The 13,705-nt window shown below is 59.9% G+C and carries 15 protein-coding genes; 10 read left to right on the top strand and 5 right to left on the bottom strand.

Translation table 11 applies throughout. From position 1 onward, the window contains the following. Positions 1 to 26: 26 nt before the first annotated feature. Positions 27 to 1,076: an ornithine cyclodeaminase gene (ocd, locus tag AC13RC_RS13805; RefSeq protein WP_488557459.1), complete on the bottom strand. Its 1,050-nt coding sequence runs from the start codon at positions 1,074 to 1,076 to the stop codon at positions 27 to 29. A gap of 143 nt (positions 1,077 to 1,219) precedes the next feature. Here ocd and AC13RC_RS13800 point away from each other — a divergent pair, with 143 nt between their 5' ends. Further along, positions 1,220 to 1,657 carry an Lrp/AsnC family transcriptional regulator gene (locus AC13RC_RS13800; protein ID WP_015343394.1) on the top strand — a complete coding sequence of 146 codons (438 nt, stop codon included), beginning with the start codon at positions 1,220 to 1,222 and terminating at the stop codon, positions 1,655 to 1,657. A gap of 136 nt (positions 1,658 to 1,793) precedes the next feature. After that, positions 1,794 to 2,141: a hypothetical protein gene (locus tag AC13RC_RS13795; protein ID WP_488557458.1), complete on the top strand. Its 348-nt coding sequence runs from the start codon at positions 1,794 to 1,796 to the stop codon at positions 2,139 to 2,141. A gap of 88 nt (positions 2,142 to 2,229) precedes the next feature. Here the strand turns inward: AC13RC_RS13795 and hutC are convergent, their stop codons facing one another. Further along, the gene (gene hutC / locus AC13RC_RS13790; RefSeq protein ID WP_488557457.1) at positions 2,230 to 2,985 is read right to left on the bottom strand and encodes a histidine utilization transcriptional repressor HutC; all 756 of its coding nucleotides are present in this window, start codon (positions 2,983 to 2,985) and stop codon (positions 2,230 to 2,232) included. 193 nt (positions 2,986 to 3,178) lie between these two features. Here hutC and AC13RC_RS13785 point away from each other — a divergent pair, with 193 nt between their 5' ends. The 6 genes from AC13RC_RS13785 to solA all read left to right on the top strand — a co-directional run bounded on the left by AC13RC_RS13785 (position 3,179) and on the right by solA (position 9,010). Next, on the top strand, positions 3,179 to 4,018 hold the full coding sequence (locus tag AC13RC_RS13785; RefSeq protein ID WP_113329652.1) for a transporter substrate-binding domain-containing protein: 840 nt from the start codon (positions 3,179 to 3,181) through the stop codon (positions 4,016 to 4,018). A 100-nt stretch (positions 4,019 to 4,118) separates the two neighbouring features. Beyond that, complete coding sequence (locus tag AC13RC_RS13780) at positions 4,119 to 4,844, top strand: ABC transporter permease (protein WP_113329653.1); 726 nt, start codon at positions 4,119 to 4,121, stop codon at positions 4,842 to 4,844. 10 nt (positions 4,845 to 4,854) lie between these two features. Continuing rightward, a complete protein-coding gene (locus AC13RC_RS13775; protein ID WP_113329654.1) occupies positions 4,855 to 5,559 on the top strand; it encodes an ABC transporter permease in 705 nt (234 codons plus the stop codon). A 22-nt stretch (positions 5,560 to 5,581) separates the two neighbouring features. Then, the gene (locus AC13RC_RS13770) at positions 5,582 to 6,358 is read left to right on the top strand and encodes an ABC transporter ATP-binding protein (RefSeq protein ID WP_488557456.1); all 777 of its coding nucleotides are present in this window, start codon (positions 5,582 to 5,584) and stop codon (positions 6,356 to 6,358) included. Beyond that, on the top strand, positions 6,355 to 7,860 hold the full coding sequence (locus tag AC13RC_RS13765; protein WP_488557455.1) for an HAL/PAL/TAL family ammonia-lyase: 1,506 nt from the start codon (positions 6,355 to 6,357) through the stop codon (positions 7,858 to 7,860). Before AC13RC_RS13770 ends, AC13RC_RS13765 begins: the two co-directional genes overlap by 4 nt. A 1-nt stretch (position 7,861) precedes the next feature. Next, positions 7,862 to 9,010, top strand: coding sequence for an N-methyl-L-tryptophan oxidase (gene solA, locus AC13RC_RS13760; RefSeq protein ID WP_488557454.1), 1,149 nt, complete (start codon positions 7,862 to 7,864; stop codon positions 9,008 to 9,010). Positions 9,011 to 9,030: 20 nt separating this feature from the next. On the opposite strand, the gene AC13RC_RS13755 is transcribed toward solA, so the two are convergent. Further along, positions 9,031 to 9,525, bottom strand: a complete 495-nt coding sequence (locus tag AC13RC_RS13755; protein ID WP_069610354.1) for a cytochrome b — start codon at positions 9,523 to 9,525, stop codon at positions 9,031 to 9,033. A 204-nt stretch (positions 9,526 to 9,729) separates the two neighbouring features. Further along, on the bottom strand, positions 9,730 to 11,145 hold the full coding sequence (locus AC13RC_RS13750; RefSeq protein ID WP_488557453.1) for an aldehyde dehydrogenase family protein: 1,416 nt from the start codon (positions 11,143 to 11,145) through the stop codon (positions 9,730 to 9,732). Positions 11,146 to 11,239: 94 nt separating this feature from the next. Here AC13RC_RS13750 and AC13RC_RS13745 point away from each other — a divergent pair, with 94 nt between their 5' ends. Both AC13RC_RS13745 and AC13RC_RS13740 read left to right on the top strand, forming a co-directional pair. Then, positions 11,240 to 12,136 carry a LysR family transcriptional regulator gene (locus AC13RC_RS13745; RefSeq protein ID WP_488557452.1) on the top strand — a complete coding sequence of 299 codons (897 nt, stop codon included), beginning with the start codon at positions 11,240 to 11,242 and terminating at the stop codon, positions 12,134 to 12,136. 121 nt (positions 12,137 to 12,257) lie between these two features. Beyond that, positions 12,258 to 12,875, top strand: coding sequence for an O-methyltransferase (locus tag AC13RC_RS13740; protein WP_488557451.1), 618 nt, complete (start codon positions 12,258 to 12,260; stop codon positions 12,873 to 12,875). Between the two features lie 49 nt (positions 12,876 to 12,924). Here the strand turns inward: AC13RC_RS13740 and AC13RC_RS13735 are convergent, their stop codons facing one another. Then, positions 12,925 to 13,683 carry an alpha/beta fold hydrolase gene (locus AC13RC_RS13735; protein ID WP_488557450.1) on the bottom strand — a complete coding sequence of 253 codons (759 nt, stop codon included), beginning with the start codon at positions 13,681 to 13,683 and terminating at the stop codon, positions 12,925 to 12,927. Positions 13,684 to 13,705: the final 22 nt, after the last annotated feature.

Here is a 13,705-nt window from a genome sequence, read left to right as displayed (position 1 = left end):
GTGGAAATGGCCGCCATTATCTTTCTTCAGGCTGCCCGCAGCAGCATGCCGAAGAGATCGCGCGGATCGTCCGGATCGGCGATGATGTCGAGCTTCTGGAAATAGTCCGTGCCCGCCAGCTTCTCGCGGACATAGCGCAGGGCGGAAAAATCCTCGATCGCGAAGCCGACGCTGTCGAACAGCGTGATCTGCCGGTTGCTGCTGCGGCCGGGTGCCCGGCCGCTCACGACCTGCCAGAGTTCGGTGACCGGATAATCCGGATCCATCTGCTGGATTTCGCCTTCGATGCGGGTCTGCGGCGGATATTCGACGAAAGTGTCGGAGCGCAGCAGGATATCGCGGTGAAGCTCAGTCTTGCCGGGGCAATCACCGCCGATGGCGTTGATGTGCACGCCGGCACCGACCATATTGTCCGTCAGAATGGTCGCGAATTGCTTGTCGGCCGTACAGGTCGTGATGATGTCGGCACCTTCGATGGCGGCCTGGGCCGAAGTGCAGGGCACGAGCTTCAAGCCGGTCTTTGCGAGATTGCGAACCGTCTTTTCCGTGGCTCTCGGATCAATGTCGTAAAGGCGGACTTCCTCGATGCCGAGGACGGCCTTCATCGCCAGCGCCTGGAATTCGGCCTGTGCGCCATTGCCGATCAAGGTGAGGCGCCGTGAATTGGCCGGCGCCAGATGTTTCGCCGCCATCGCCGAGGTTGCCGCAGTGCGCAGCGCCGTCAGCAGCGTCATTTCCGTTAGCAGCACGGGATAGCCGGTCGAAACTTCCGCAAGCAAGCCGAAGGCGGTCACCGTCTGCAGGCCCTGCGCCATGTTCTTTGGATGGCCGTTTACATATTTGAAGCTGTAGACAGCGCCATCCGAGGTCGGCATCAGCTCGATGACGCCGTCATGCGAATGAGAAGCGACGCGGGGCGTCTTGTCGAAGAGATCCCAGCGGCGGAAATCCGCTTCGATGGCGTCGGTGAGTTCGATGAGCACGGTTTCGATGCCGATGTGATGGACGAGCCGCATCATGTTCTCGACGCTGACGAAGGGAATGAAAGCTCTTTCCGATGGGAGCGGTGCGGACATTCTCGTATCCTCGATGGAAATCATTTCCCATAGGGTATCAAGCGGATCGATTGACTGAAATCGCAAAACTGTGCCAGTTTTGGTATGGGTTTGCACAAATTGCCCATAATTTTTGACGGATTGAACAAGATCAGGATCGTGCGATGACGCTCGCCAAATATATTCCCGATGATCTCGACCGGCGTATCATCGCTCATCTGCGCGCCGACGGGCGGGCTTCGCTCTCCAAACTGTCCGATGTTTTGGGCGTCGCGCGTGGTACGGTGCAGAATCGGCTGGATCGACTGATAGAGACCGGCACGCTGCTTGGCTTCACCGTAAGGGTTCGGGAAGATTATGAGGAGCAGACCGTGCATGCCGTCATGATGATCGAAGTCGTCGGGAAATCGACGACGCAGGTCATCCGTAAACTGCGCGGCCTTCCCGAAATATATTCGCTGCATACGACGAATGGCAATTGGGATCTGGTCGCCAATATCCGAGCGACCAGCCTGTCGGACTTTGATCGGGTCTTGCGCGAAGTGCGGATGATCGATGGCGTTGCGAACAGCGAGACAAGCCTTTTGCTGAGCAGCCTGTGAGAGGCATCGTTGGCGGATGTGGCCGATGCGAACCGCATACAGCCAGCCATCATGGATTCTCGCGCTGTCGAACGGAAGCGCAGACAGGCCGTGCCCCGCAGCTTGAAAACTCGCGGCTTGTTGTTATGATTTTCGTATGGAACTTGCTCTGCTTGCCCACGCCCTTGCCTGGATCGTGCTCGGTCTGATCGCCGTGACGACGGTCGTTCCGGTCGGGACGAAGTATCCGTTCATGGCGATGGCGAGCATCGACAGCGTCATCCCGTTCGGCCTTCTGGGGTTTCTGTTTGTCATGGCTTACCCGGAAGACCGCCGCATCATTGCTCTTGTGTGCATATTGGTTGCAGCTGCAAGCGAGTCGCTCGCGCTCATCCTGCCGCAGAAGTGCCTCAGGATCGAGCGCGCGATCTTGAAAGTGCTTGCCACGGTTTCGGGCCTGCTTTTGGGCGCATTATTTATGGAGTGCGTGCTGCAGGCATCGTAATTTGCCGACAGCACCCAGCCCATTCGACCCCTCCTGCATCCTTTGCGCTTTCTCAAAGCGAATGAATGCTAATATCTTCCATATACAACTAACGATCAGACGGTTTGCCGCTTTGGCTCTCCAGCCGATAGCGATGTCCCGGATAAACCAGCCGCGCTGTGGAGACGATGCCGCGCGCCGACCAGGTGCGCCTCCAGATCGTCAGGCAGGGTTCGGTCTTCAGGATCGTCAGCAGCTTGCATTCCCAGGCTTGCGGCATGACGGCTTCGACGACATGTTCCGATCCGCTGAGCGGAGCAACGGCCGAGAGATATGCGTTCGGCGTCATGTCGGTAAAATCCTGCTGCAGATAGTCGGGTGCGGCATCCGGATGGACATGCCGGTCCTCGATCTGCACGGGCACGCCGTTCTCGCTATGCACGATCAGCGAATGGAAAACCGGCGATCCGATGTCGAGTTCCAATGCGTCGGCAATGTCGGGCGATGCGGCTTCCCGGGCGAGAACGATTACGCTTGCCTGATGGGAATGGCCGCGTTCGGTGATCTCCTCGGCGATGTTGCGGACCTCGAACAGGGCGGAGGCGCCCTTGCGCTCGGCGACGAAGGAGCCGACGCCCTGGATGCGAACGAGCTCGCCTTCATTGGCCAGTTCCCGCAGCGCACGATTGGCCGTCATTTTGCTGACGCCAAGTTCGACCACCAATTCGTTTTCGGAGGGAACGCGATATTTGGGCGGCCACTCGCCACTATGAATGCGGTCGAGTATCATCTGCTTGACGCCGGCATAGAGGGGCGCGGCGTCATTTTCCGCCAGTTCGCGTTTCATCTCGCCGGAACGTTTCATTGCCTATTCCCTTTGCACAGAGTGAATCTGCCTCGAAAACAACTTTCCCACTTGCATATCATAAATTATCACATATGGTACCCTATACAACCTCGCAATCAATCCTAAAAATTAATTGGGAAAGCGGGCAAGCCGGCGAAGATCGGTAGGAAATGCTGCAAGGCTTATTTCAACCTCAGAGGAGCTCTACACGATGAAATTCAGTGCAATTCTCTTGTCAGGCGTCGTGGCTGCCGCCGCTTTTGCCGCGCCGGCCTTCGCCAAGGACTGGAAGACGGCAACGATCACCCTGGAAGGTGCTTACGCGCCGTGGAACATGACGAACGCCGATGGTACGCTCGGCGGCTTCGAGCCGGAGCTTGCCAAGGTTCTGTGCGAACGCGCCAAGATCGATTGCAAGCTCGTCGCTTCCGACTGGGATGGCATGATCCCGGCGCTGAACGCCGGCAAGTTCGACGTCATCATGGATGCTCTGTCGATCACCGACGAGCGCAAGCAGGTCATCGGCTTCACCATTCCTTATGCTGCAACGCCTGCCGCTTTTGCGACCGCCAAGGACAGCCCGCTTGCCAATGCTGCCGGCACCGGCACCACGATCAAGATGACCCCCGGCCAGACCGGCGTTAAGGAAATCGACGTGTTGAAGGAAGCCTTCAAGGGCAAGACCATCGGCATCCAGGCCGCAACCGTCTATGCCAAGTTCGTCTATGACAATTTCGGCTCGATCGCCACGATCCGCGAGTACAAGACCGGCGCCGACCGCGATCTCGACCTGCAGAACGGCCGCATCGATCTCGGCTTCGACGATGCCGTCTACTTCGCGAACGCTTTTGCCAGCGCGAATGATTCGCTCGCCTTCACCGGCCCGGAAATCGCCGGTTCCATCTGGGGCGAAGGCGAAGGCCTTGGCATCCGCAAGGCGGATACCGACCTGCGCGACAAGTTCAATGAGGCGATCAAGTCCGCGCTTGCCGACGGTACCATCAAGACCTTGTCGATGAAGTGGTTCAAGGTCGACGTGAGCCCGAATTGATGAGTACGTCTTTGGGCCGTTATCATCGGTCTCCGGCTTTGCGGCCGGAGACCCTATGGTATCCTGACGCCTGAAACTGCCACGGACAGGGATTGGATCTATGGCAAGCTTGCAATTGCTGGGCTTCGGCTCGAACGGGTGGGGCGCGCTGCTGCTTGTTGCCGCCTTGATGACGCTGGCCGTGACGGCGACCGCCTTGGCCATCGGGGCCGTCCTCGGCGCGGCCATTGCCTTCGCGAAGCTCTCGGGAAGCATGGTGTTGAAGACGCTCGGCAATATCTACACTACCGTTTTCCGCGGTGTGCCCGAACTTCTGATTATCTATTTGATCTATTTCGGCGGGTCGTCGGCGGTAACCTCCATCGGCAAATGGCTTGGTTATGAAGGCTTTCTCGGCCTGCCATCCTTTGCCGCCGGTGCTCTCGCTGTCGGCATCATTTCCGGCGCTTATCAGGCAGAGGTTTTCCGTGGAGCCTATCTCGCCATTTCCAAGGGAGAGCTTGAGGCGGCGTCCGCAATCGGCATGCATCGCGGTTTGCGCTTGCGTCGCATCATCATTCCGCAGGTCTTCCGCTTCGCCATTCCCGGGCTCGGCAATGTCTGGCAGCTCAGCCTCAAGGATTCCGCTTTGATCTCGGTCACCGGCCTTGCGGAATTGATGCGCACCAGTCAGGTGGCTGCCGGTTCCACCCGCCAGTATTTCCTCTTCTTCATAGCCGGCGGCATTCTCTATTTGGTCCTGACCAGCCTATCGGATCGCATCTTCAACAAGGCTGAACGTCGCGCCAATCGCAGCATGCCGGCTGCGACGATCGGCCAGGCTTGAGGAGGACGGTATGGATTTCGATTTCCTTTCGAGCACGATGGTCACACTGCTGAAGGCAGTGCCAATGACGCTGCTGCTGTTCTTCCTGTCGATCTTCTTTGGCGGCATTCTGGCGCTTGTCATCGTCGCCATGCGCGTCAGCGGCAATCCGATTCTCTCCGGTTTTGCCAAGGGCTATATTTTCGTGTTCCGCGGCTCGCCGCTGCTGATCCAGATGTTCCTGGTCTTCTACGGTTTGGCGCAATTTTCGATCATTCGCTACTCCTTCCTCTGGCCCTTCCTGCGCGAGCCGGTCGTCTGCGCGATCCTGTCGCTGGCGCTTTGCACCGCCGGCTATTCGGCCGAGATCTTCCGCGGCGGCATCCGTGCCGTTTCGCCGAAGGAGATCGAAGCCGCGCGCTCGATCGGCATGTCCGGCTTCCTGCTGGTGCGTCGCATCATCGCGCCGATCGCCTTCCGGCATGCGCTCCCGGCCTATTCGACCGAGATCGTGCTGATGATGAAGTCGACCGCGCTCGCGAGCCTCGTCACGGTCTGGGAGGTCACGGGCGTTGCGCAGCGGCTGATCTCGCAAACCTACCGCACGATGGAGGTCTTCATCTGCGCGGCGATCATCTACCTCGTGCTGAATTTCATCATTCTGCAGGCCATGGCCCTGCTGGAATATTCTCTGTCCCGCCATCGCCGTGCGATCCCGCCGGCGCTGAAGGCTTAAAGCTTACTGGAGCAGGCAAATCATGCCAGATGTCACCCGACTTTCCGTCCGCAACATCCGCAAGAGCTTCGGTACTCACGAGGTCTTGCGCGGCATTTCCCTCGATGCACAGGATGGCGATGTGATTTCGCTGCTGGGCGCTTCCGGCTCGGGCAAATCGACCTTCCTTCGCTGCATCAACCTCCTCGAAATCGCCACGGATGGCGAGATCTGGGTGGATGGCGAGCAGATCCGCATGGTTCACAAGAATGGCAAGAGCTATCCGGCGAGCCATAAGCAAGTGGATCATATCCGCTCCGAACTCGGCATGGTCTTCCAGAGCTTCAATCTCTGGTCCCATATGACGATCCTGCAGAATGTGATCGAAGGTCCGGTTCATGTCCTGAAGCGTCCCCGCGCAGAATGCATCGCCGAGGCGGAAGTGCTGCTGGAAAAGGTCGGTATTGCCGACAAGCGCCATGCCTATCCCGCTCATCTCTCAGGCGGGCAGCAGCAGCGTGCGGCGATTGCCCGCGCGCTTGCCATGAAGCCGAAGCTCATGCTGTTCGACGAGCCGACTTCGGCGCTCGATCCCGAGCTTGTCGGCGAAGTGCTGCGCGTCATGCGCTCGCTTGCCGAAGAAGGCACGACGATGCTGGTCGTCACCCACGAGATGAGCTTTGCCCGCAACGTCTCCAACCGCGTCGTCTTCATGAAGGAAGGCCTCGTCGAAAGCACCGGCACGCCGGACGAGATGTTCGGCGGCGGCGCCTCACCGGCCTTCCGTCAATTCATCGGCCATTTCGGAAATGGGCAATGACCGTCACCATCGATAAGTCGCTATCCTGGCGCGACGTCGTTCGTGTTGGCGGCGGTGAGCCGCTGACCCTCTCCGACAAAGCCTGGAAGCGCGTTGAGCAGGCAAACCGCATCGTCGAGCGTATCGTCGAAACGGGCGTGCGCGCCTATGGCGTCAACACCGGCGTCGGCGCGCTCTCCGATACGGTGGTCGATCGCGATTCCCAGAGCCGGCTCTCGCGCAACATCATCTTGAGCCATGCCTGCGGTGTCGGTCCGCTTCTGCCGGCGCGCGAGGTGCGCTCGATCATTGCGGCGCAGATCGCCAATTTCGCCCATGGCTATTCCGGTGTGCGGCCCGAGATCGTCACGCATCTGGCTGCGTTTCTCGGATATGACTGCATTCCGGAAGTCCCGTCCAAAGGCTCTGCCGGCTATCTCACACACAATGCCCACATCGCTCTCGTTCTGATCGGCGAGGGCAGAGCTGTCGTGAAGGGCAAGCTGATGAGTGGTGCAGAGGCGCTCGCTGCGATCGGTCTGCCTCCCCTGGTACTGGGTGCCAAGGAGGGTTTGAGCCTCGTCAACGGCACGGCATGCGCCACGGGATTGTCGGCGCTTGCAGTCTCGCGTGCCGAACGCCTGCTCGATTGGGCCGATGCCATCGCCGCGCTGACCTTGGAAGCCGTAGGCTGCCAGATGGCAGCTTTCGAGGGAAATGTGCTTGCGCTGCGTCCATCGGCCGGGATCGCCAAGGTCGGGCGCAGGCTTCGCAGCCGCTTGAATGGCAGCGGCCTCATTGCTGCGGCTCTCGGACGGCGCACGCAGGATGCCTTGAGCCTGAGATCGGTGCCTCATGCCCATGGCGCGGCCTGGGATGTCTTCGAGCAGACGGCTGATATCGTCGATCAGGAACTGGCTTCGGTCACCGATAATCCGGCCGTCTCGGGCACGCCGGAGGAGCCTATCGTCTCGTCCGAAGCCCATGCCGTTGCCCCCGCTCTCGGCCAGGCGGCCGATAGTTTGGCGATCGCGATCGCCCAAATTGCCGCGATGAGCGAGCGGCGGACGGATCGTCTCGTCAATCCCCTGGTCAGCGGCCTGCCGCCGTTCCTTGCGAGCGACGCCGGCAGCCATTCCGGCTTCATGATCGCGCAATACACGGCTGCCGCGCTGAGCAACGACAACCGGCGTCTCGCCGCGCCCGCATCGCTTGACGGCGGACTGACCTCCGGCCTGCAGGAGGATTTTCTGGCCCATCCGACAGCGGCGGCGAACAAGCTGCTCGCGATCCTCGATAACGCGGAATACATCCTGGCGATCGAACTGATGGCGGCGGCCCAGGCGCATGATTTTCTTACCTCGCACGGGAGGCGGGCGCCAGGAACCGAGCGTATCTACGCGGCCGCCCGTTCCTGCGTGCCCATCTATGGCGATGACCGTCCGTTGAATGCGGATATGGAAGCCTTGCGGGCCATGATCGCCAAGATCGCGCCACCTGCGGAAGATGAAACTGGAGCATGAAATGACTGCGGAATTCGACCTTGCCGTCATTGGCCTCGGCGCAATGGGAAGTGCAGCCTTGTCTTTCGCCGCAGCGCGCGGTGCAAAGGCGATCGGGATCGAGGCACATTTTCCCGCCCATGCGCTCAGCTCCTCGCATGGCGACAGCCGCCTGATCCGCCTCGGCTACTTCGAAGATCCGTCCTATGTTCCGCTGCTGAAGCGTGCCTATCAAAACTGGCGCTCACTGGAGGCGCGGCTGCGGGCCGAAATCCTGACCGTCACGGGTGTTCTGCAGATTGGCACGCCCGACAGCAAGATCGTCAGCGGCACGCGCGCCTCCTGTGACATGCATGGATTGCCGCACGAGATACTCGATCGCGATGCCATGAAGCGGCGCTTTCCGGCTTTTGCGCTGGAAGAAGGGGAGGTCGGCGTGCTCGATCCGCAGGGCGGCTATGTCAGGCCTGAAGCAGCGATCATGGGCTATTTGAAGCTTGCGGCGGAAGATGGTGCCGTTTTGCATTTCGGCGAGCGCGTTGTCGCGATCGAGCCCGACGATACGGGCGTGACGGTCGTTTCCTCGACGGGACGATATCGCGCCCGCAAGGTGATCGTTGCAACAGGTGCATGGATTGCCGAACTCGTGCCACAGCTGAAGGCGCACGCACAGCCGATCCGCCAGGTGGTTGCCTGGTATCAGCCGAGGGACGGTTTTGTTGCCGAGCCGCAGCGCATGCCCTGCTTCCTGCGGGATGAAGGCGCCGAAGGCTCCTATTTCGGCTTTCCGGCCATTGGCATCGATGGTGTGAAAATCGGCCGCCATGCTCACTTCAGGGAGCCGATCGATCCCGCCATGCCCAATCCGCCTGTCAATGACGCCGACACCGATCTGCTCGACAGCTTCGCCCGCAAGCGCTTGCCGAATGCCGCGTCATATCGCGTGCGGGCGACGACCTGCCGCTATACAATGCTGCCGAGCGAAGATTTTCTCATCGATAAAGTGCCTGGACAGCCGAATGTGGTGGTCTCGTCAGCCTGTTCCGGCCACGGCTTCAAGTTTACGAGCGTGGTCGGCGAGATTCTCGCCGATCTGGCGCTCCAAGGCGGCAGCGCGCTGCCGACTGCTCTGTTCTCCTTCGAAAAGCACTTCGGCGGCCAACCCGCTTAGCCGCCAATTTCGCAGATGACCTAGCCGATCGTCATACGTCGCAAGACATCCGATTTGAAATAGAAGTGCTGAACAAACGCTCCGAATATGTGCAGTACGACGGCGATCCAAAGCAGCGTCTTGATCGGGCCGCCATGGACGAAGGCGGCTGTATCGATACCGAAATAGTAGGCTGCCATTCCCGATAGGGGCATTGCGAAGATCAGTGCGTAGAGCAGGAAATGCGTGATGTTTGCGATGTAATGCAGAAATGCGGGCTGATTGTCGGGCAATGCTGGGACATCGGACACCAATCTCAGGCAAAGGCGCACGATAGCTAGCAGCAGGATCGCGATACCGGCATAGGCATGGATGTTGGCACTGGCGACATCGGCCGGTGTTGGCACCTGGCCATGCCGCACAAGACGCCGCCACGCGTTCATGCCATCGGGAAACAGGAGATTGAAAAAGATGAGAATGGCCATGAGCCAATGAAGAATGCGTTGCGGAGCAGAGTAGGTCGATCTGGCAGGCATCGGGCCTCCTTAAATTGGAATTGTTCTAAAGGTAGAACATGATTCTAACGAGAACCTGAATGCGAGCCCTCCAGCGTGCTTCGTTCGGCATCCTCATATCCTGGCGCATACCTGGCGGTATCCTGAGGGCGCCAGCCTTCGCGTCCGGCTAGGGAGGTGCCCGGAAGGCTGTTAAGCTCTTCCGGGGCTCCGGGCTTCCTCACATCAGCTGAGCACCGCGCGCGGCTCGAGAAATGATTCCAGGCCGAAGGCGCCGAATTCTCGGCCTATGCCCGATTGCTTGAAGCCGCCGAAGGGTGCAGTCGGTTCATGCGGCGCGCCATTGATGACGACGCGGCCCGCTTCGATGCGATCCGCCATCCGCTTTGCCCTGTCGACATCGGCGGAGAAGATGTAGGCCTGCAAGCCATAGACGGTGTCATTGGCGATCTCGAGTGCATGCGTCTCATCGCGATAAGGGATGACGCAGAGTACCGGTCCGAAAATCTCTTCGCGAGCGATCCTCATGTCGCTATTGACGCGGGAGAAGATGGTTGGACGAACGAACCAGCCGCGATCGACCCCTTCCGGCCGCCCTTCACCACCCGCGAGCAGCCACGCGCCTTCTTCCTGGCCGAGACGGATATAGGACTGCACGCGATCCCATTGTTTCCGGCTGACCATGGGGCCGATCCTGACGGCGGGATCGCTTGCATCGCCCACCTTGAGTGTCGCAACCGCTTGAGCAAGACGATCGTGGATTTCCGCCAGCCGGCCTTCGGGCGCGAGAATGCGTGTGCCGGCGATGCACGCCTGGCCGCTATTGGCAAATCCGGCTGCCAATACCTGCGGGATGACAAGATCGAGATCGGCATCGTCGAGAATGATGTTTGGGCTCTTGCCGCCAAGCTCAAGCGTCACGCGCTTAAAGGTCGCCGACGCCGCCTGAAGGATCGCCCGTCCCGTCACCGTCGAGCCGGTGAAGCTGATCTTTGCGATATCGTGGTGGCTGCTGAGAGCGGCGCCTACCACATGGCCGTAGCCGTTGACGATGTTGAAAATCCCATTCGGCAGGCCGGCCGCATGCAGGCACTCGGTGAGGAGCTGCGTCTGGATCGCACTCATCTCGGAGGGCTTGATGACCATGGTCGCGCCTGCCGCGATGGCTGTGGCCAGCTTGTTGCAGATGAAGCCATAATTGCTGTTCCAGGGCGTGATCGCGGCTGCAACGCCGGCCGGGCGCATCTCTATTTCCGCATGGCCGATACGGCGGCGAAATTCATAGGTTTCGAGTGTCTTGGCCATGTTGAGGAATGCCGTGGCGGCATGTGGCACCGAAAAACCGATGAAGGATGCCGGCGCGCCATATTCCTCGCGCATGGCGTCGGTGAGGTCTGAGGCTCTGGCCGCAACCGCGTCGTGCAGGCTGTGCAGCATGGCGACGCGCTCGGCCTTCGAGCTTTGCGACTGGCTCGCAAATGCTGCCTTGGCGGCGCTGACAGCGTTGTCAACATCCTGCTCGTCGCCAAGGCATACGGTGCCGATCCGCTCTTCCGTGGCCGGGTTGAAAAGAGGTGCTTCCTCTTTGCCATGGGGCCGAACGAAGCTGCCATTGATGTAAATCGTATCTATCGCGTGCATGAGCGTCTCCTTCATCTTCACGGCAGAGGTAAGATGCGCTATCTGTTCGGTCTAGTAGGACAAAGTGGGACAGGCTGATAAGGAAAATCGCGCAATGAAGGCCAGTCTGACGGAGCTTGAAGCGATCGCTGCGGTTGCCCGCCATGGCGGTTTTCGCGCGGCCGCCCGCGAACTCGGCATGTCCTCCTCGGCGCTCAGCCACGCGGTCGCAACACTGGAGGAGCGCCTGTCCGTACGGATATTCAACAGGACGACGCGCAGTGTCACGCTATCGGATGCCGGCGAGCGCTTCGTGGCGGAAGTGGCGCCGGCGCTCGTGGCAATCGACAGGGCGATCGAAAATGCAGGCCTATCTTCCGGTACGATATCAGGTACGCTTCGTCTCAATATGGCGCCCGGCGCAGCGCGCATACTACTGACGCCGCTTATTCTCGAATATAGCCGGCGCTATCCCGATGTCGAAATCGAGATCGTCACCGATAACGCCTTGGTCGATGTCATCGGCAAGGGCTTTGACGCCGGCATCCGGATTGCCGAGGCAGTTCCGACCGATATGGTCGCAATCCCGATTATTCCGACGCTGCGCTCGCTGGTCGTCGGCTCACCTGCCTATTTCAGCAACAGGCCATACCCGCTTGTTCCGGGCGATCTCCTGCGACATCGCTGCATCCGTGCTCGCATGGCGAGCGGCAAGCTTTATCGCTGGGAGTTCGAGCGGCACGGCCAATCCATCCTGATTGATGCGCCGGGAAGCCTCACCCTCGATGCTTCCGACCTGATGTTAAGCGCTGCGCTCGAGGGGGCGGGGCTGGCCTATATCAGCGAAGCCTCCGTTGCCGGGCACATAGCGGCGGGCAATCTGATCGCGGTGCTGGAGGATTGGAGCCCACCCTATCCGGGGCTCAGCCTGTATTTTGCCCAGCGCCGCCAGATGCCGGCCCGATTGCGGGCCTTGATCGAGCTGATCCGCGAGCACAATGCGTCCCGCTGAACGTCGGTGAAAGATTAAGTTTCAGACATGAATCTCCATAGCGCTTGAGTGGCGCCATATCGAGATGTAGCCATATCGCCTGAGATATCGTCGAGATGATTGTTTGGAAGGTGAGCGTGTCATGGACCAGAGGATCGAAGCCGTTCTCGAAGCCTATCATGAGCTAATTCGCGAAGAGCACAGCAAGCCGAGGGAAATGCCGCCGGGCGGGCGTGACGGTGGTCAGGATCGTCGGTTGAGGGCGGTCGGACCGGAGACGGGTCGCTTCATCAACATTCTGGCGAAGAGCCTGAAGGCGCCCACCATTCTGGAGCTTGGCACATCCTTCGGCTATTCAGGTATCTGGCTTGCCGAGGCCGCGCGCGCCAGCGGCGGCAAGCTTATTTCCATGGAGTTGCACGCCTACAAGACCGAGTTTGCCAGAGAGATGGCTGAAAAGGCAGGGTTATCGGCGCATATCGATTTCCAGATCGGCGATGCGGTGGAGATGATCAAGGCGCTGTCGTCCGGCGTCGATTTCGTGCTCGTTGACCTGTGGAAGGATCTCTACATCCCATGCCTTGAGGCCTTCTATCCGAAGCTCAACGCCGGCGCGATCATCGTGGCCGACAATATGTTCATGCCCGGCAATGAGGATGTGAAACGCTATGGCGAAGCCGTTCGCGCCAAACCTGGCATTACCTCTGTTCTGTTACCCGTCGGTTCCGGGATCGAAGTTAGCCGCTACGATCCTGTATAAGGACTGGAGGCAGGCGGCGGTTCATTCCTGAGCCGCCGCCTGCTTGAGTTTACTTGCCGGCGTCCTTGGCCGCCTTTTCGATGACGGCGGCGACCTTTTCCGGCTGCGAGGCGAAGACGGCATGGCTCGCCTTGATTTCGGTCATGTCGCTGCCGGCGCGCTTTGCCATGTCGCGCTCAAGCTCGGGGTTGATGGAGCGGTCGTTGGTCGCGACGACTGCCCAGCTCTTCTTCGCCTTCCAGGCGGGATCGCCGACTTTGGCGGTGAAGGCGGCCTTCGATGCGAAAACCTGTGACTTCGCCAGAAAATTGGCTTCATCCTTCGGCAGGTCGGCGGCAAAGTCAGCAGCGAAAGTCGCCGGATCGAGATAAAGATACTGGCCGTCCTTGGTTTCGCGGATGTTCATGCTACCTGCCGGCTTTGAGCTCGCAAGGCTGATCAGGCTCTCGCCCTTGTCGGGCTGGAACGCTGCGACATAGACGAGACCGGCAACATCAGGGCGATTGCCCGCTTCGGTGATGACCATGCCGCCATAGCTGTGGCCGACGAGCAGGCTCGGCCCGTTCTGGAGATCGAGCACGCGATTGGTGGCGGCGACATCGTCGGCGAGCGAGGTGATCGGTTCCTGCACGACGGTGACGTTGAAGCCGTCCTTTTCAAGGATTGCGGCGGTCTTGCGCCATCCCGAACCGTCGGCAAGGGCGCCGTGGACGATAACGATGTTCTTGATCTCGGCTGCCTGTGCAGCAAAGGCAAAGGTGCTTGCGGCAAGGCCGAGAGCGATGATGGAGAGAAAACGGGTCTTCATGGGTATAACTCCTGTCAGTTGA

The organism is Martinezella sp. CNPSo 3890, from assembly GCF_057784455.1.
This window is presented reverse-complemented; position numbering and strand designations above follow the sequence as displayed.